General features: G+C 36.7%; 21 protein-coding genes. 17 read left to right on the top strand and 4 right to left on the bottom strand.

Features of this window, described 5'->3' with window-relative positions; genetic code table 11:
• Positions 1 to 69 precede the first annotated feature (69 nt).
• Positions 70 to 762: a 5'-methylthioadenosine/S-adenosylhomocysteine nucleosidase gene (gene mtnN / locus C406_RS0108460; RefSeq protein WP_017380174.1), complete on the top strand. Its 693-nt coding sequence runs from the start codon at positions 70 to 72 to the stop codon at positions 760 to 762.
• 43 nt (positions 763 to 805) lie between these two features.
• On the opposite strand, the gene sigK is transcribed toward mtnN, so the two are convergent.
• Complete coding sequence (gene sigK / locus C406_RS0108455; protein ID WP_017380173.1) at positions 806 to 1,525, bottom strand: RNA polymerase sporulation sigma factor SigK; 720 nt, start codon at positions 1,523 to 1,525, stop codon at positions 806 to 808.
• Positions 1,526 to 1,610: 85 nt separating this feature from the next.
• Positions 1,611 to 2,150, bottom strand: coding sequence for a CDP-diacylglycerol--serine O-phosphatidyltransferase (pssA, locus tag C406_RS0108450; protein ID WP_017380172.1), 540 nt, complete (start codon positions 2,148 to 2,150; stop codon positions 1,611 to 1,613).
• 91 nt (positions 2,151 to 2,241) lie between these two features.
• Between pssA and C406_RS0108445 the strand changes: the two genes are divergently transcribed.
• The 12 genes from C406_RS0108445 to C406_RS0108390 all read left to right on the top strand — a co-directional run bounded on the left by C406_RS0108445 (position 2,242) and on the right by C406_RS0108390 (position 11,754).
• The gene (locus C406_RS0108445) at positions 2,242 to 3,024 is read left to right on the top strand and encodes a phosphatidylserine decarboxylase (RefSeq protein WP_017380171.1); all 783 of its coding nucleotides are present in this window, start codon (positions 2,242 to 2,244) and stop codon (positions 3,022 to 3,024) included.
• Positions 3,025 to 3,060: 36 nt separating this feature from the next.
• Entirely contained in the window at positions 3,061 to 3,582 is a 522-nt protein-coding gene (locus C406_RS0108440) for a YqeG family HAD IIIA-type phosphatase (RefSeq protein ID WP_017380170.1), read from the top strand.
• Positions 3,579 to 4,682: a ribosome biogenesis GTPase YqeH gene (gene yqeH, locus C406_RS0108435; RefSeq protein WP_017380169.1), complete on the top strand. Its 1,104-nt coding sequence runs from the start codon at positions 3,579 to 3,581 to the stop codon at positions 4,680 to 4,682. The genes C406_RS0108440 and yqeH overlap by 4 nt, the downstream gene beginning before the upstream one ends.
• Positions 4,683 to 4,694: 12 nt before the next feature.
• Complete coding sequence (aroE, locus tag C406_RS0108430) at positions 4,695 to 5,537, top strand: shikimate dehydrogenase (RefSeq protein WP_017380168.1); 843 nt, start codon at positions 4,695 to 4,697, stop codon at positions 5,535 to 5,537.
• Positions 5,524 to 5,823, top strand: a complete 300-nt coding sequence (yhbY, locus tag C406_RS0108425; protein WP_017380167.1) for a ribosome assembly RNA-binding protein YhbY — start codon at positions 5,524 to 5,526, stop codon at positions 5,821 to 5,823. The genes aroE and yhbY overlap by 14 nt, the downstream gene beginning before the upstream one ends.
• A 2-nt stretch (positions 5,824 to 5,825) precedes the next feature.
• Positions 5,826 to 6,392, top strand: coding sequence for a nicotinate-nucleotide adenylyltransferase (locus tag C406_RS0108420; protein WP_017380166.1), 567 nt, complete (start codon positions 5,826 to 5,828; stop codon positions 6,390 to 6,392).
• Positions 6,385 to 6,954: a bis(5'-nucleosyl)-tetraphosphatase (symmetrical) YqeK gene (gene yqeK, locus C406_RS0108415; RefSeq protein ID WP_017380165.1), complete on the top strand. Its 570-nt coding sequence runs from the start codon at positions 6,385 to 6,387 to the stop codon at positions 6,952 to 6,954. The genes C406_RS0108420 and yqeK overlap by 8 nt, the downstream gene beginning before the upstream one ends.
• Positions 6,955 to 7,305, top strand: a complete 351-nt coding sequence (rsfS, locus tag C406_RS0108410) for a ribosome silencing factor (protein WP_017380164.1) — start codon at positions 6,955 to 6,957, stop codon at positions 7,303 to 7,305.
• The gene (locus tag C406_RS0108405) at positions 7,305 to 8,042 is read left to right on the top strand and encodes a class I SAM-dependent DNA methyltransferase (RefSeq protein ID WP_017380163.1); all 738 of its coding nucleotides are present in this window, start codon (positions 7,305 to 7,307) and stop codon (positions 8,040 to 8,042) included. Before rsfS ends, C406_RS0108405 begins: the two co-directional genes overlap by 1 nt.
• A gap of 176 nt (positions 8,043 to 8,218) precedes the next feature.
• On the top strand, positions 8,219 to 8,803 hold the full coding sequence (locus C406_RS0108400) for a helix-hairpin-helix domain-containing protein (protein WP_017380162.1): 585 nt from the start codon (positions 8,219 to 8,221) through the stop codon (positions 8,801 to 8,803).
• A gap of 72 nt (positions 8,804 to 8,875) precedes the next feature.
• A complete protein-coding gene (locus C406_RS0108395; protein WP_017380161.1) occupies positions 8,876 to 9,457 on the top strand; it encodes a ComE operon protein 2 in 582 nt (193 codons plus the stop codon).
• A gap of 83 nt (positions 9,458 to 9,540) precedes the next feature.
• Positions 9,541 to 11,754, top strand: a complete 2,214-nt coding sequence (locus C406_RS0108390; RefSeq protein ID WP_017380160.1) for a DNA internalization-related competence protein ComEC/Rec2 — start codon at positions 9,541 to 9,543, stop codon at positions 11,752 to 11,754.
• A 20-nt stretch (positions 11,755 to 11,774) separates the two neighbouring features.
• On the opposite strand, the gene C406_RS20170 is transcribed toward C406_RS0108390, so the two are convergent.
• The gene (locus C406_RS20170; RefSeq protein ID WP_017380159.1) at positions 11,775 to 11,909 is read right to left on the bottom strand and encodes a YqzM family protein; all 135 of its coding nucleotides are present in this window, start codon (positions 11,907 to 11,909) and stop codon (positions 11,775 to 11,777) included.
• Positions 11,910 to 12,075: 166 nt separating this feature from the next.
• On the opposite strand from C406_RS20170, the gene holA reads away from it, so the two are divergent.
• On the top strand, positions 12,076 to 13,086 hold the full coding sequence (gene holA, locus C406_RS0108380; protein WP_017380158.1) for a DNA polymerase III subunit delta: 1,011 nt from the start codon (positions 12,076 to 12,078) through the stop codon (positions 13,084 to 13,086).
• Between the two features lie 199 nt (positions 13,087 to 13,285).
• Here holA and rpsT read toward each other — a convergent pair whose 3' ends face one another.
• Positions 13,286 to 13,534, bottom strand: coding sequence for a 30S ribosomal protein S20 (gene rpsT, locus C406_RS0108375; protein WP_017380157.1), 249 nt, complete (start codon positions 13,532 to 13,534; stop codon positions 13,286 to 13,288).
• Between the two features lie 293 nt (positions 13,535 to 13,827).
• Here rpsT and gpr point away from each other — a divergent pair, with 293 nt between their 5' ends.
• The 3 genes from gpr (at position 13,828) to lepA (ending at position 17,629) form a co-directional block, all read left to right on the top strand.
• Positions 13,828 to 14,877 carry a GPR endopeptidase gene (gene gpr / locus C406_RS0108370; RefSeq protein WP_017380156.1) on the top strand — a complete coding sequence of 350 codons (1,050 nt, stop codon included), beginning with the start codon at positions 13,828 to 13,830 and terminating at the stop codon, positions 14,875 to 14,877.
• Positions 14,878 to 14,909: 32 nt separating this feature from the next.
• Positions 14,910 to 15,743, top strand: a complete 834-nt coding sequence (spoIIP, locus tag C406_RS0108365; protein WP_017380155.1) for a stage II sporulation protein P — start codon at positions 14,910 to 14,912, stop codon at positions 15,741 to 15,743.
• 62 nt (positions 15,744 to 15,805) lie between these two features.
• On the top strand, positions 15,806 to 17,629 hold the full coding sequence (gene lepA / locus C406_RS0108360) for a translation elongation factor 4 (protein WP_017380154.1): 1,824 nt from the start codon (positions 15,806 to 15,808) through the stop codon (positions 17,627 to 17,629).
• Positions 17,630 to 17,665 lie beyond the last annotated feature (36 nt).

Here is a 17,665-nt window from a genome sequence, read left to right as displayed (position 1 = left end):
AATGAAAAAAAAGTTTGCACCTTTGCGGATGCAAACTGTTTATTTCTAAATAGAAAAGAGGAAGAATAAATGAAAGTAGCAGTAATTGGTGCCATGGAACAAGAAGTAGAAGCGTTGCGATTAGTCATTAATAGTCCACAAACGATTATTATTGCTAATAGTGAATATACAGAAGGTACATATGAAGGTCATGATGTTGTGTTACTGAAAAGTGGAATTGGGAAAGTAAATGCAGCAATGTCAACTGCTATTTTACTTCATCATTTTAAACCAGACGCAGTCATTAATACAGGTTCAGCGGGCGGTTTTGATACATCACTAGAAGTAGGTGCAATCGTTATTTCTGATGAAGTACGTCACCATGATGTAGATGTAACAGCATTCGGCTACGAAATGGGTCAAGTTCCTCAACTTCCAGCAGCTTTCATTTCTGATGGTAAACTACGCAAACTTGCAGAAGAGGCTGTAGAAGAGTTAGGTCAGCATCAATTCGCAACAGGTCTTATTGCTACAGGTGATTCGTTTATGAGCGATCCGGAGCGTGTTGAGAGTGTCCGAAGACATTTCCCTCACATGAAGGCTACTGAGATGGAAGCGGCTGCTGTTGCGCAAGTTTGCCATCAATTTGAAGTGCCATTTGTAGTGATTCGTGCTTTGTCAGATATCGCAGGAAAAGAATCATCAATTAGTTTTGAAGAATTCTTACCAACTGCTGCGAAACATTCGACAGAAATCGTTTTACAAGTAATCAGTAAACTATAATCACATTCCGTGTTAAAATAAAAAGTGAAGATTTTGCGGTATTTTAGTTATCCGGTGAATTGAGAGAGTTTTTTTCATGGGTAAACAATTGATACATCTTTACTAACGCACGCTTTTCAATTCGAGAGACATAGCTCCGAGAAATATTTAATTGCTTGGCGATCTGTTTTTGAGTCATGGGTTCAAATTGATTTAAGCCATAACGGCGTTCAATAATTTCAATTTCTCGTTTTTCTAGTTTGCCTAAAAGTCGATATAATCGTGCCTTTTGTTCTTTTTGTTCAAGAGTTTGTTGTGCGGTATCTTCATCAGTATGGAGTAAATCTGTGATTTGGAGAGAATGGCCATCTTTATCTGTACCAATTGGCTCGAAAAGAGAGACATCTTTTTGAACTTTTTTCTGAGAACGTAAATGCATAAGAATTTCGTTTTCAATGCAGCGAGCTGCGTATGTTGCGAGGCGTGTTTTTTTATCTGGAGTATAACTTGCAACGGCTTTCATTAATCCAATTGTACCAATTGATATGAAATCATCGAGTTGTTCATGTTTGGGATGAAATTTTTTGACAATATGTGCGACAAGTCGCATATTGCGTTCGATTAATTCATGTTTGGCTTCTTCTTCACCTGCTAAGCAACGTTTCACATATATGGCTTCATCTTCTTGGGAAAGAGGTTTTCGAAACGCCTGACCCTTCAAGTAACCGATAAAAACAGGAATTTCAATCCATAATTGAATGACAGCAGACAATAATCCACTCATGATGACGTGCACCTCCATGTCGTCTTTTGTCACTATATGATAGCGATGTTTAAAGCATGAAAAAAACGACCGCAATTTGCGGTCGTTACACTTTTCTTAATGTAAATGTGCTAATCATTAAAATTGCCAAGATTGGCATGAGAAACATATATAAAACAGGTGTGAATAGTGACAACCCAAAATAAGAAAGTGTCAGTAAGGTTCCTGCAGCGGTAATTGGGAGTCCTGTAAAGTAGCCAGTTGTTTCCATCGTATTAAAGCGTGCTAATCGAAAAGCTCCACTTGCGATATAAATGATGGCAAAGGCCATTCCAGCTGTTCCAAATTCAACTAAAACAATCATGTAAACGAGAATCGCAGGAGCAATGCCGAATGAGATGATATCACTCATGGAATCCAGTTGTTTCCCAAGTTCTGATTCTTGACTATATTTACGAGCAACTATTCCGTCGTAACGGTCTAGTAAAGCTGCGATAAATATAAACAAAACACTATAGCTATATGATTCGTTTAATGTAGTCATGATTGAAGCTCCACCAAAAGATAAGTTTCCAATGGTAATCATATTTGCTGCATTAGCTTTCATTTTCTTGATTGTGTGATCCACGCGTTGGAATAAAAACAATGGAAAACACTCCTTCGTGTATACAGTATTTTTTTATTATACTTCTTTTTGCTAAAAAAAGGTAGAGCATATTTAGAATAGGCGGGTTAACATGAAACACAAAGTGTACCAATCACTAATTGAATTAACGAACGGAAAATGGTCCTCATTAGCAATTCAACGCTTTGCAAAATCAAGCTGGAGTCGAAAAATTATTCCATCATATATTCGTACATATAGAATTGAAATGAAGGAAGTTTCCCAGTCTATTGATACATTTCCAACATTGCATGATTTTTTTATTCGGAAAATCCAATCGCAATATCACCCAATCGTAAATGGAGAAATGGTAGCAAGTAGTCCTGTAGATGGAAAAGTAGAGTCAGCAGGTTCTATTACTTCTAATGGTACATTTTTAGTGAAGGAAAAAGCGTATACAGTGACTAATCTTCTAGGTAATGTAGATCAAGCTTCTCTCTATGTAGACGGTACCTATATTGTGTTTTATTTAAGTCCTGCCGATTATCATCGCATTCATAGCCCGGTAAATGGCCATGTTAAAAAACAAGTGACTCTTGGTGAGAAATCATATCCAGTAAATCAAGCAGGTTTAACGTATGGAAAAACCCCGATTAGTGGAAATTATCGTCAAATCACAAATTTAATTTGCTCGAATCTAAAACATTGTGCTGTCATAAGTGTTGGTGCTATGTTCGTCAATTCAATTCAAATGACTAACACATCACGAGACTGGAAAAAAGGCGAAGAAATTGGTTATTTTACTTTTGGTTCTACAGTAGTTTTACTATTCGAAAAAAATGCGTTTCAACTTGATTCATCCATTACTCCTGGTTCTCGAGTACGAGTGGGTGAGAAAATAGGGAGTATGTTATAATCATTACAGAAAAAAGGTTGAACGGAGTGTGTCACGGTGTACAAAAAATTTTTACCAAGCGAATTTGTGAATAATGTATTTGACATTTCACCTGAACGATTACTTGAAAAAGGAATTCGCGGAATCATAACAGATTTAGATAACACACTTGTTGAATGGGATCGTCCTGAGGCAACTCCAAAACTTGTGAACTGGTTAAAAAGCATGAAAGACGCAGGGATTCAAGTGACAATTGTTTCTAATAATAGCGAGCTTCGAGTGAAATCTTTTGCAGATCCACTTGGTATTCCATTCATATATAAAGCACGTAAACCAATGGGCAAAGCGTTTCGTAAAGCACTTAACACGATGGATGTAAAAAAGGAAGAAGTTGTCGTTATTGGAGATCAACTTTTAACGGATGTTGTTGGTGGGAATCGCATTAATTTGCACACAATTTTAGTATTACCAGTAGCAAAATCAGACGGTTTTTTCACGAAATTTAATCGTTTGGTTGAACGACGAATATTTAAAGCTTTAAAAAGAAGAGGTTATGTAACTTGGGAGGAAGAAGTTTGACAACTATACCAACATGTATCGGATGCGGTACACAAATACAAACAAATGATACGAAAGCACCTGGCTTTGCGCCACAGTCTTCGCTAGAAAAAGAAATAATCATATGCCAACGTTGTTTTCGCTTGAAAAATTATAACGAATTACAACCTGTATCATTAACAGACGATGATTTTTTACGCATCTTAAATAGTCTTGGAAATGAGCAGGGGTTAATTGTGAAAATTGTCGATATCTTTGATTTCAATGGCAGTTGGTTACCAGGTTTACACCGCTTTGTAGGAAATAACCCAATATTACTAGTGGCGAACAAAGTAGATTTGCTACCTAAATCAGTCAAAAAACATCGTGTGATTAAATGGCTACAACAAGAAGCAAAAAAACTTGGCTTGAAACCAGTTGAAGTGATGTTAGTTAGTGCTCATAAAGGTACAGGAATGGTTGAAGCTATGGAAGCTATTGATCGCCTTCGAGATGGTAAAAATGCTTATGTGGTTGGTTGTACGAACGTTGGAAAGTCAACGTTCATTAATCGCATTATCAAGCAGGTTACAGGTGAAAAAGAAGTGATTACAACTTCTCACTTCCCAGGTACAACACTTGATTTAATTGAAATACCGTTAGACGATAATCAATCTCTTTATGATACGCCAGGGATTATCAATCATCATCAAATGGCTCATTATTTAGATTCATCTGAACTTAAATCAATTATGCCCAAAAATGAAATCAAGCCAAAAATATTCCAGTTAAATGCGGGACAAACGTTATTTTTAGGCGGTCTAGCTCGATTTGACTTTATTCAAGGCGAGCGCTCATCGTTTACAGTTCATATTTCTAATGAATTAAATATTCACCGAACGAAACTTGAAAATGCTGATACCTTATATGCTGAACATTTAGGCGAAATGCTAGCACCACCATCTACAAAATTTAAGGACAAGTTCCCATCACTTGTACGTCATGAATTTTCGATTAAAGCAGAGAAAACAGATATCGTGTTTTCAGGTTTAGGGTGGATAACTGTCAATCAACCAAACGTGGTCATAGCAGCATATGCTCCTAAAGGTGTAGAAATACAAATTCGTCCATCGCTAATATAGGGGGCTGCTAACTTGAAAAAATGGTACGCGGTTATCGGTGACCCGATCTCTCATTCAATGTCACCAAGCATGCATAGTAAGTGGTTTTCCGATTTAACAATCGACTCCACTTACATTCCTGTGCAAGTCAAAAAAGAAAAACTAGCCGATGCTGTTCACTCATTAAAATCTTTAGGAGCAAGTGGTTGGAATGTAACGATTCCACATAAAGAAGCCATTTTGCCATTTTTAGATCAAATAGATTCTTCAGCAGAACTAATGGGCGCTGTTAATACAGTTGTTGTAGAAGAAGATGGCACATTAACAGGTTACAATACCGATGGCATTGGGTTCGTTAATTCACTAGAAGAAGCAATGGGTTTAAATCTTAAAGAACTGCCTATTTTAATCATTGGTGCTGGTGGAGCAGCAAGAGGAATTGCTTTTGCATTAAAAGAGCAAGGCTATGTAAATCTCTCATGTGCAAACCGCAGTTTTTCAAATGCACAACGTTTAATCGCTGATTTGAAAAGTGGTCGTGCCCTATCGCTAGAGCAAGCAGAAGTTGAACTGGCAGACTTTAAAATCATCATACAAACAACGCCAGCGGGTATGATAACAACTAATGTAGACATGCCGTTGTCACTTAAAAATGTAACATCTTCAGCAATTGTTGCAGATATTGTGTATAATCCATTATTGACGCCATTTTTGGTTGAAGCAAAAGATCGAGGAGCACGTTGTTTAAATGGAGTGGGGATGTTTGTGCACCAAGGAGCATTGTCATTTCAAAAGTGGACAAATCGCAAACCAGATACGAAGCAAACTATAGAGCAAGTCCAACAAATACTAGGAGGTCCACATGTTAACAGGTAAACAAAAACGTTTTTTACGAAGCGAAGCTCATCATTTATCAGCTATTTTCCAAGTTGGAAAAGGCGGAGTAAATGAACATTTAATTAAACATATTGAAGAAGCGATCGAAACTCGTGAATTAATCAAAATCAGCATTTTGCAAAATTGTGAAGATGATAAACAAGAAGTAGCAGAACAATTAGCAAAAGGTACGAAATCAGAACTAGTTCAATTAATTGGTTTAACAATTGTGTTATACAAACCATCAGTAAACAATAGAAAAATTGTGTTACCAACAAGAGGCTAACGATGAAAGAAGTGTGCATTTTTGGAGGAACTTTTAATCCGCCACATATTGGACATTTAATTATGGCGAATGAAGTTTATCATGCATTTCATTTTGATGAGATCCGCTTTATGCCGAATGCAAAACCGCCCCATAAAGAAGCGACTCAGCTAGCCACAGGTGAACAACGACTTCGCATGATTGAACTAGCAGTTGAACCATTCTCATATTTTACTGTGGAAGCGCTTGAAATAAATCGCGGTGGGGTATCCTATACGATTGATACGATGAAGGAATTGCAAACGCGAGAACCACTTACGAAATTTAGTTTTCTAATTGGTGCGGATATGATTGCCTATTTGGATAAATGGTTTGAGATAGATGAGCTTGTAAAGGATGTTCGTTTGATTGGCGTACGTCGTCCAGGATATGACGAAAAATCGAAATATCCGGTCACATTAATCGATGCACCATTAATTGATTTATCATCAACGATGTTACGTAATCGTCTAAAAGAAGGTAAAGACGTTTCCCTACTTATCCCGGAAAGTGTAAAAACTTATATTCGTCAGGAGAAGTTGTATGAATAGAGATGATTTGTTAAATGCTATACGTACAAGAATGCCTGAAAAAAGATATGTGCATACTTTAGGAGTAATGGAAACTGCTATTGAATTAGCGAAAGTGTATGGTGAATCTGAAAAAGCTGCAGAACTTGCTGCTATTTTACATGATGTCGTGAAATTTGCAGATCGAGACTGGATGAAACAAACCATTATCAAACAACAAATGGATCCAACACTTTTAACATTTCACCATGAATTGTGGCATGCTCCTGTGGGGGCATTCGTAGCTCAGCAGGAATTTGGGGTAACCAATCAAGATGTCTTAAATGCAATTTGCTACCATACCACTGGTCGTAAATATATGTCCAAACTTGAGAAAATCATTTATTGTGCTGATATGATTGAACCAAATCGAAAATTTTCAGGTGTCGATGAATTAAGACAGCAAGCTGACCAAGGACTCGAATTATTAATGAAGGCTTGTGTAAAACATTCCATTCAATTTTTAATAAAAAAAAATCAACCGGTATATCCGGATTCCATTCATTGTTACAATGATTTGGTTACACGAAAGGAAAATGACTGAATGACAGTTCCAACATTATTAGAAATAGCGTATAAAGCAGCAGATGACAAACGTGCAGAAGATATCATCGTATTAAATATGCAAGGTGTATCATTAATTGCAGATTATTTTGTGATTTGTCATGCAAACTCTGACCGTCAAGTACAAGCAATAGCAAAAGAAATGGCAGATCAAGCAGGCGAAGCTGGATATGATGTAAAACGTCTAGAAGGCTATGACGCAGCTCGTTGGGTATTAGTCGATATGGGTGACGTTGTTGCTCATGTATTCCACAAAGACGAACGTCAATTTTATAACTTAGAACGTTTATGGGGAGATGCACCAATTATCTCTGTAAACTTAGAAGCGTAATGTCTAGTTACAAAGAGTTTGCGCACATTTATGATGCATTAATGACCGACATACCTTATGACAATTATGTTCATAAGGTTGTTTCGTGTATAGAAAATGTGAAAGGTAAATCTCTATTAGATATTGGTTGTGGAACCGGAGTCCTGTCTGCAAAATTTGCAGAACAGGGTTTTCTTGTTCAAGCTGTAGATTTATCTGAAGAGATGCTTGCAATGGCGTCTGAGCGTTTTCAAACAGAAGGCTATCATATTCCTTTATTTCATATGTCTATGACTGAATTAGAAGGTTTTCAAGATTTAGATGTGGCGATTCTTTCGATAGATTCGTTAAATTATCTGGAAGATGAAGATCAAGTTCTTCAAACATTACACAACATATATCAATTGTTGACTGAAGATGGTCAGCTATTTTTTGACGTTCATTCTATTTTTAAAATGGATGAATTGTTTTTAGATGGACCATTTACATATGAAGATGAAAATGTTGCCTATATTTGGCATACTGAAGAAGGCGAACATCCACATTCTATCTATCATGATTTAACATTTTTTATGAAAAACTCAAATGGCTCATATGATCGTTTTGAAGAAAGTCATTTTCAGCGCTCGTTTGATGTAAGTATGTATCTATCATTTTTACAAAAAGCTGGTTTTACTCGAATTGAAGTAACAGCAGACTGGTCAAATGAATCTCCCAAAAAAGACAGTGAACGTATTTTTTTTCATGCAATTAAATAAACTCTCCGTTTCTTTTACAATAACTTAAAAGAAAACTTTCCAATTTAGAGCAATTCGTTTATAGTATGTTTAACTCCATAAGAATTGCTCTCTGTAGGAAAGGATGACCCAGTCTGAATCCTTCATGGATAAAAAAACATACGAATAAATTAGTACTTGTATGTGCTGTAATAATTTTGGCTATTTTATTATTTCAACCCTTTTCCCACAAACCGGCCCCCCCTCTTGCCGGTACGCTTGAAACCATCCAAAACCCTATCCCAAGTACAATCCCAACTGAGAAACATCCTGAAACAAGTCCAGTCAGTATTAAAGAAAGTGAATCTGTTGTCGTTGATGTAAAAGGACAAGTCCATAATCCTGGTATGTATACATTACCAATGGGCAGTCGTGTGCTTGACGCACTCCAAATTGCAGGAGGGATACTTCCAACTGCAGAAGAAAAAGAGTTAAATTTTGCTGCGAAGTTAGTTGATGAGATGGTGATTTATGTGCCGTTCATTGGAGAAATTGATGTACCTACGACAGTTGTTACAAAGCCAGGTACGACGACAGAATCACAATCCACAATCATCAACATCAATACGGCGGATGAAACGACATTAACGACGCTCTCTGGTATTGGTCCGTCTAAGGCAAATGCTATTGTTACTTACCGTGATGAAAAGGGACTTTTTCAATCCATCGATGAACTAAAAAAAGTAACGGGTATTGGTGATTTAACATTTGAAAAATTAAAAGACTTTATTTCGGTTGAATAAATCATATTCAATTGACGTGTGAAACATATTCCCACTAAACTAGATAAGAGTTTACAATCAGGGGGCGTTTTTATGGAGCGAATAACATGGGATCAATTCTTCTTGGCACAAAGCCATTTACTAGCATTGAGAAGCACGTGTACAAGATTAGCGGTAGGTGCGACAATCGTTCGTGATAAACGAATCATGGCAGGTGGTTATAATGGTTCCATCTCAGGAGGAGACCATTGTATTGATCAAGGATGCTATGTTGTAGATCATCATTGTGTCCGTACGATTCATGCTGAAATGAATGCCTTACTTCAATGCTCAAAATATGGCATTTCAACGAATGAAGCAGATTTATATGTGACTCATTTTCCTTGTTTACCATGCACAAAATCAATTATTCAAGCAGGAATTCGACGTTTATATTATGCGAAGGATTATAAAAACAATGAATATGCGACTCAATTGTTCAAGCAAGCAAGTGTAGAGGTTGTCCATGTGCCTTTTGATGAACGAAAAATCGATTTCCTTAGTGATAAAAAAATAACTTTGTACTTAGAAATGCTTCAAAAATTAAGAGAGAATGGAGTTTCTGCTGAAGAATTGGCTTCATATGAAGCGCAGGTGAATGAATTATTTGGCAAAACTATTGGAACCAACGACTAATCTATTTAGCAATTGCAGCCATTATATCAACGAGTGCTTCAATTGCTTCAATTGAACTTCTTTTTGTACATGCATTCATTTTTATGTTGTTTTTTCGAAAACGCTTACCGAAAACATTTATATTAAGTTATGTCACTATAGCCATTTTTTTCTTTATCCATGCTGAAGCGAAATTGTCTATTGGTGATCAAAAAATCAAACAAGATAGCGTTATTCAACTAACATCTATTCACAGTATAAAAGGGTCTAAATTACGTGGTTTTGCCATTTCAGAAGAAAAACAGAAGTGGTATCTCACATATACTTTTGTATCAGAAGATGAGAAGAACATGTTTCAAGAACAATCATTGACACGTGCAACGTTTGTATTGAATGGACAACTAACAGAAGTACCGATACCAGCTCATGACTATGCGTTTAATATGCAAACCTATTTAACGAGCCACGGGGCATCTGGGATGTTGTCTGTCACTTCATTAGAAAAAATCTCAGAGCCAAGTGGTTTTTTTGGTTGGATTGCAAATAGACGTTTTCAAATGAAAAAGCATATTGAAGTCCATTTTCCACTTTCCCTTCAACCTGAAGCAAAAGCCTTATTGCTCGGATTACGAGATGACGTGGACCAACAACAAACACGTGCCTATCAAATACTTGGTATTACCCATTTGTTTGCCATTTCGGGGTTACATGTAGCATTCTTAACCTTTATTTTTTATCAGTCGATGTTAAGACTATCAATTAGAAAAGAAGTTGCAATTTGGTGTTTGTTAATCTGTTTACCTATTTATGCAATTTTAGTAGGTGGAGCTCCTTCAGTGTGGCGTGCTGTTGGGGTTGTGGAAATACTGTTACTTTCAAAGCAAATGAATAAACGACTGTCGATTGAAGATGCATTTGCTCTAAGCTTACTATTTTCTATTTTTATACAACCGGGTGTGTTATTGCAGATTGGTTTCCAATTATCTTATGCAGCAGCTGCGTCCTTGCTTTATTCTTCGCCTTTTTTAAAGAAGCAAACAAGTGTCTTCAAACAATCATTTTGGATTACATTTCTTTGTCAAATCGGAGTAGCCCCCATACTTCTATTTCATTTTTATGAGATTTCGTTATCCTCCTTTATTGTTAATTTATTTTTTGTCCCTCTTTTTTCAGTTGTTATTTTACCCATCAATTTACTATTATTTCTAGTGTCGTTTATACTACCTTACTTATCAGATCTAATTTTTCTCTTATATGAACCGCTACGTTTAACTCTAACGACGTTTATTTTGAAAATAGCTTCTATTCCGCATCAATTGTGGAATCCAGGCAAACTTTCCAACTGGCAAGTTGTGATTGCATACTTAGGTGTGGTGAGTACTTTTTTTGTTTTAGAAATTCAATATCCACTGAAAAAAATGGCGTTGACACTAGGACTTCCTATCGTATTAATTCAAGCAACACCGTATTTCGATTCATCCATCGAAGTGACATTTTTATCTGTAGGTCAAGGAGATGCTACGCTTATTGAACTCCCTCATCAAAAAGGGGTAATTCTTATTGACTCAGGAGGTTTATTACGATTTGGTCAAGAAGCTTGGAAACAAACAGACGACCCATTTGAAATTGGGCGAGAAGTGGTTGTACCTTTTCTAAAAGGGCGGGGCATTCACTACATTGATAAATTTATTTGGACACATGCAGATAGTGACCATATAGAAGGTGCGGAAGAAATTTTAGAAGAAATAAGTGTGGGAGAAATCCATGTGACACCAGGTGCTACTTCCGAATCAGCTTTGCAACAAGCCGTTCAAACAGCTATGCTCCAGAAGATTACAATCAAAGAAAAACTTGCAGGGGATAGCTTTCAATTGGGAGATACGCAATTTATGTATGTTTCTCCACAAGATACAGAGTATAAAGGAAATGACGATTCACTAGTTTTATATACCAAACATGAACTGTTTACGGTTTTGTTGACAGGAGACTTAGAAAAAGATGGGGAAGAGGAATTGTTAAATGCGTATAAAGGCTTACAAAATATCGCTTTACTAAAAGGTGGGCACCATGGAAGCAAAACTTCGAGTACTTTGCCATTTATTAAAAAACTTAATCCTAAAATAACTGTTTTTTCAGCGGGAAAAAACAATCGTTATGGGCATCCCCATGTTGAAGTAGTTAATAGGTTTAAGGAAAATCAAATGCCGACACTAACAACGGCAGATGTGGGCTCGATCCATGTCCGTTATAATAATAAGGAAATGACCATACGTACGACTTCAGATAAGGGCATAATAAAAAGAGACCTATCACAATGAAAAGTCTCTTTTTTACTATTTTATCTTGTAATCAAGTCAATTACCGTCGGAATGGTAAATATCACTGCAAAGAAAACAAATGATACTACGAAAGCAACACCCGAGTCAATCGCATCGTTACGTGTGGATTGGACATTCTTTTCAAATTCGTGCATAACTATCCCTCCTAATACAACTTTTATTATAAGGGATTCTATAAAAAAAATCCATAAACATCAAGTTTTTTTCCTGTATTTCAAACGAAAGACACATTTTGTTCAAAACCGGAGCATTTTATTTTCATGTATAATAGAAACGAATGTGTGTTATAGGAGGTTTCTCATGTTTTCAAGTACCTGGAAAAAGATTCAACAAGGTGATTTTAGTCCGATTTATCTACTTGTCGGCACTGAGCATTACTTTTTCGACGAAACAATTCGTCGCATGAAAGAATCACTTAATCAAAATGGAGAAACGGATGTATTACTTTTTGATTTAGATGAAGTGCCCGTGCAATACGTAATTGAAGAAGCAGATACGATTCCATTTTTTACAGAACGAAAATTAATCATCGCTAAAAATGCCTCTTTTTTAAAAGCTACTGAAAAAGGAAAAGAGAAAATAGATCACGATTTAAAGAAGTTTGAGAGTTGGGTTCAGAATCCTTCTGAAACTGCGATTACTATTTTTATTGCACCTTATGAAAAACTAGACGAACGCAAAAAAGTAACAAAGTTGATGAAAGAAAAATCTCTTTTATTAGTAGCAAAACCGCTCGAAGGAAATGATTTAGTGGTATGGGTTAAATCCATAGTAGCGCGCGAGAAAAAAACGATGACGAGTGAAGCGATTACACGATTAATTGAAACAGTTGGACAAGACTTAGTTCAATTGCAATCAGAAATACATAAGATGGCAACTTATATCGGAGAAGGCCTAGAAATCACTAAGGATGAAGTAGAGCTGCTGATGACACGAACATTAGAGCAGGATGCATTCCAGCTACTCAATGCGTATTTGCGCGGGGATACGACAACCGCCTTGACGGTCTACCATGATTTGTTGCGGCAAAAACAAGAACCGATTATGTTAACTGCATTGCTAGCTTCTCAAATACGCTTACTATCTAATGTGAAATACTTGCAAAAAAAAGGGTACCACGCACAAGCCATTGCGAAACAACTAAAAGTGAATCCATACCGAGTGAAATTAATTGTAGAAAGTAGACAACAAGTTAAAGAACAACGTTTGTTGCAAGTTTTACATAGACTTGCAAGTGCAGACTATCAATTAAAAACGAGTAGTGGCAGAAGGGAACGTATATTAGAATTATTTTTAATGAATCGATTGTAATAAACAGCCCTGATTCGCTAGTGTATGAAGCGAATCAGGGCTATTTAATGTTCGGTGATAGATTGAGAGTTGCAAAAATAACTACCAAAGTTGCAATAATAACGCCGATCAACAAAGAATTACTCTTAGTAAATCCGATATTCAACTTTTCCAATAAAAAAAGACCAGATTCGAATTTCGAATCTGGTCTTTCATATATTTACGCTTTTTTCATTAACTGAGCTTTTTTACGAGCCGCTGTGTTTTTATGAAGTAATCCTTTAGAAGCTGCTTTATCTACTTGCTTGATAGCAGTTTGTAAAAGTTCTTTTGCGTTTTCTTCATTGTTAAGTGAAGCAGTTTCAGCTTTCTTAACCGCTGTACGCATTTGAGACTTCGTGTGAGAGTTTTGTGCGTTAGCAGAAGCATTCGTTTTTACACGTTTGATTGCAGATTTGATGTTTGGCATATCTTTCACCTCCTAAAAAATAATTCTTTCCGATCACGTCGCATCTCATCGTCAGTTTCGCTCGTTCACATGCTTACTTTCTCGATCTGCTCGTGTCTAGAAAAGAATCCGAGATACATAGATTCTCGAATTAAAAATTTGCGCAATTAAAGGACGCTTTTTGCTTTAAGCATTAAAGTGTAATTCTAAATACAACAAGCATTATTTTATCAAACCAATAGTTAAATTGCAATAGATTCACGCAAAGAATATTTACTTGACACCTTGGGCACACTTTTCTTGAGGTGATAAGAATGAGTAAACGGAATTTAATGCGTACTGATTTGATAGACGAAGCGAACGAAGTAGTACAACATCGAACTAAAAAAGAGAAAGATACCCTATATGATACGCCAGGCATTCAAATGAACGAAGATCGTAATGGGCGCGTTATTATTACGCATATTGAAACAGATGCAAGTGGGGCTGAATCCATAGGCAAAAAGGAAGGGACATATATTACCTTATCCGTACCCACATTAACAGTTGAAGATGAAGACGGATTTAAACAGCTCGAACAACAACTTATTTCATCATTGAATGATATTCATCAACTTCTGAAACTTTCAAAGGAATCAACAATCGCTGTGATCGGTTTAGGGAATAAAACGATTACTCCAGATGCAATTGGGCCATTAGCTATTGATCTGTTCCATGAAGAAATGTTCTCTTTATCTTTTGAACCTGGTAAAGTCGTATTTTTTGCACCTGGTGTAACTGGACAAACAGGACTAGAAACATTTGAATTTGTAAAAGCGATTGCTGAACATGTAAAACCAGATTTAATCCTGGTTATCGATGCGTTAGCAGCTCGTAATCAAGACCGCTTATGTAAAACAGTTCAAATCACAAATACCGGAATTCATCCAGGTTCAGGTGTAGGGAATATGCGCAATGAAATTTCTTTTGAATCATTAGGAGTCCCAGTAACTGCAATTGGTGTTCCTATGGTGGTGGATGCCCCAGTACTAGTTGTGGAGGCGATTGAGACTGTATTTAAAGTTATATCGAGTCAGATAGGAGAAACGACGAAAGCATCTTCAGCGCTATCTGTGGGATCTTGGTTGAGAAGTACAGACGCACCAATTAACATTGAAGCGATTAAGCCTATTTTCGGGGAATGGACTTCCTGGTCATCTGATGAGATACGCGCTCTCTTGCAAGAAGTTTTACCGCCACATCATCAACAATTATTTGTAACACCTAAAGAAACAGATTCTTGGGTGAAGAGACATGCTGAATTGATACAATCTGGTGTGTTGTCCTGGTTACAAGACGATGTTTTTAGTTCTACCTCGCCCTAATCCTACGTAAGTTGTAGGAGGAGGGGTGAAGAATGCGCAAAACATTGCAGAAGGTCTTGAGTTTCTATCTATTTTTATTTTTACTCCCTATTTTGATGATTAAGCTTCCTATGCTAGCTTTTGGAACTAATGTCACCCAACAAGTTGAGAAAAGCCCGATAGCATATGCGGCCAATGTAGTAACAAAGGAAGTTACAAAAGAAGTAACTACGGAAACGGTAGAAGATCCATTTGACATTTTATTATATTTCACGCATTCACATGAAGCGTTTCATCCGATTGTTGAAAAGTCATCCGGTATAAAAGCAGTAAATTATCATCCTTCTAAGAATATAATGAATGTTAGCGCACTTCTCACTCAACATTTTCAATTAAACGGTGCTTCTGTAGACGTGTTACCATATGACAATATGCAAGAAATGAAAGCATCAGGACATAAGTTTCATGAAGCGTATACTAAAATGCGACCGGTATTAAAAAAACAGTTGGAATCAAAAAAATACGATGTAATTATTGATTTGCATCGGGATTCACTTAAGCGTGAAAGAACAACAATTGTATCAAATGGAACGGAATACGCACAAATTATTCTTGTAGTAGGAGCAGAACATAAAAACTATAAATTTAATGAAGCATTTTCCAAAGCGGTCTCCAAGGAAATGAACGGAATGGTACCATCCATTTCCAAGGGCGTCCTTGCAAAAACTCACGATACTGGGAATGGTATTTATAATCAAGATTTATCAGATCGGTCATTATTAGTAGAATTAGGTGGTATTGAAAATACAGAAGAAGAAATAAATCGGACTATTGCCATACTATCGAAGGCAATTTCTGTTGTTTTTGAAAATTCTAAAGGTAACTAACATTGAAGTAACGGGAGTTCACTGCTATAATTTTAAATAGTTTAAGTAGGAGTGGACATCACATGAATCGAGAAGAACGTATTAAACGTCAACAAAATATTCGAAACTTTTCTATTATCGCCCATATCGATCACGGCAAATCAACATTAGCCGATCGGATTTTAGAACAAACAAAAGCATTGACATCTAGAGAAATGAAAGCCCAACTTCTTGATTCAATGGATTTAGAACGTGAACGTGGAATTACCATTAAGTTAAACGCTGTACAATTGAACTATCGTGCAAAAGATGGGGAAGATTATACGTTCCATTTAATTGATACTCCTGGACACGTCGATTTCACATATGAAGTTTCTAGAAGTTTAGCTGCATGTGAAGGGGCAATTCTAGTTGTAGATGCTGCGCAAGGTATTGAGGCTCAAACATTGGCAAATGTTTATTTAGCTTTAGATAACGATTTAGAAATTTTGCCGGTCATTAATAAAATTGATTTACCTGCTGCTGATCCAGAGCGTGTTCGTGCTGAAATAGAAGAAGTGATTGGTTTAGATGCCTCGGAGGCTGTACTAGCTTCTGCAAAAGCAGGTATCGGAATTGAAGAATTACTTGAACAAATTGTCGAAAAAGTCCCTGCTCCAACGGGCGATCCAGAGGCACCTTTAAAAGCACTTATTTTTGATTCGCTTTACGACCCTTATCGCGGTGTAGTCGCGTATATACGTGTAATGGAAGGGACTGTTCGTCCAGGGGATAAAATTCTTATGATGGCGACAGGTAAAGAATTTGAAGTAGTCGAAGCGGGTGTATTTACACCTAAAGCAACACTTCGTGACGAATTAACTGTTGGAGACGTTGGTTTCCTAACGGCAGCAATTAAAAACGTTGGAGATACACGTGTTGGTGATACGATCACTAGTGCGGCGACACCGGCAACTGAATCTCTACCAGGGTATCGACGCTTAAATCCAATGGTTTACTGTGGTTTGTATCCGATTGATACAGCAAGATACAATGATTTGCGTGATGCACTTGAGAAACTTGAGTTAAATGATGCAGCGCTTCAATTTGAACCTGAATCTTCTCAAGCTCTTGGTTTTGGATATCGTTGTGGATTCTTAGGACTACTTCACATGGAAATTATTCAAGAACGCCTTGAGCGTGAATTTAACATCGACTTAATTACTACTGCTCCAAGTGTAATCTATGATGTTCATATGACAGATGGGGAAATTAAAAAAGTGGACAACCCCGCAATGATGCCAGAGTCACAAAAAATTGATAGAATTGAAGAGCCATATGTAAAAGCGACAATTATGGTGCCAAACGATTTTGTAGGTACGGTAATGGAACTGTGTCAAAAGAAACGTGGGAATTTCATGAACATGGATTATATCGATAAAACTCGGGTGAGTATTATTTATGAAGTTCCACTTTCTGAAGTAGTATACGATTTCTTTGATCAATTAAAATCAGGGACAAAAGGTTATGCTTCATTCGATTACGAATTAATTGGGTATAAACCGTCTAAACTTGTGAAAATTGATATTTTATTAAATGCAGAACAAGTTGATGCTTTAAGCTTTATCGTGCATAATGACTTTGCTTATGAACGCGGTAAAATTATTGTTGAGAAGTTAAAGAAATTAATCCCAAGACAACAATTTGAAGTGCCAATTCAAGCAGCTATTGGACAAAAAATTGTCGCTCGTTCGACAATAAGTGCCATTCGTAAAAATGTTCTTGCTAAATGTTACGGTGGAGATATTTCGCGTAAAAGAAAACTTCTAGATAAACAAAAAGAAGGTAAGAAACGTATGAAGCAAGTAGGGTCCGTAGAAGTTCCTCAAGAAGCATTTATGGCTGTACTGAAGATGGATGAAGATTGATAAAAATATAGTTGAGTAAAGGGGGCTACTTGTTAG

The organism is Paenisporosarcina sp. TG-14, from assembly GCF_000297555.1.
Classification (GTDB): domain Bacteria; phylum Bacillota; class Bacilli; order Bacillales_A; family Planococcaceae; genus Paenisporosarcina; species Paenisporosarcina antarctica.
This window is presented reverse-complemented; position numbering and strand designations above follow the sequence as displayed.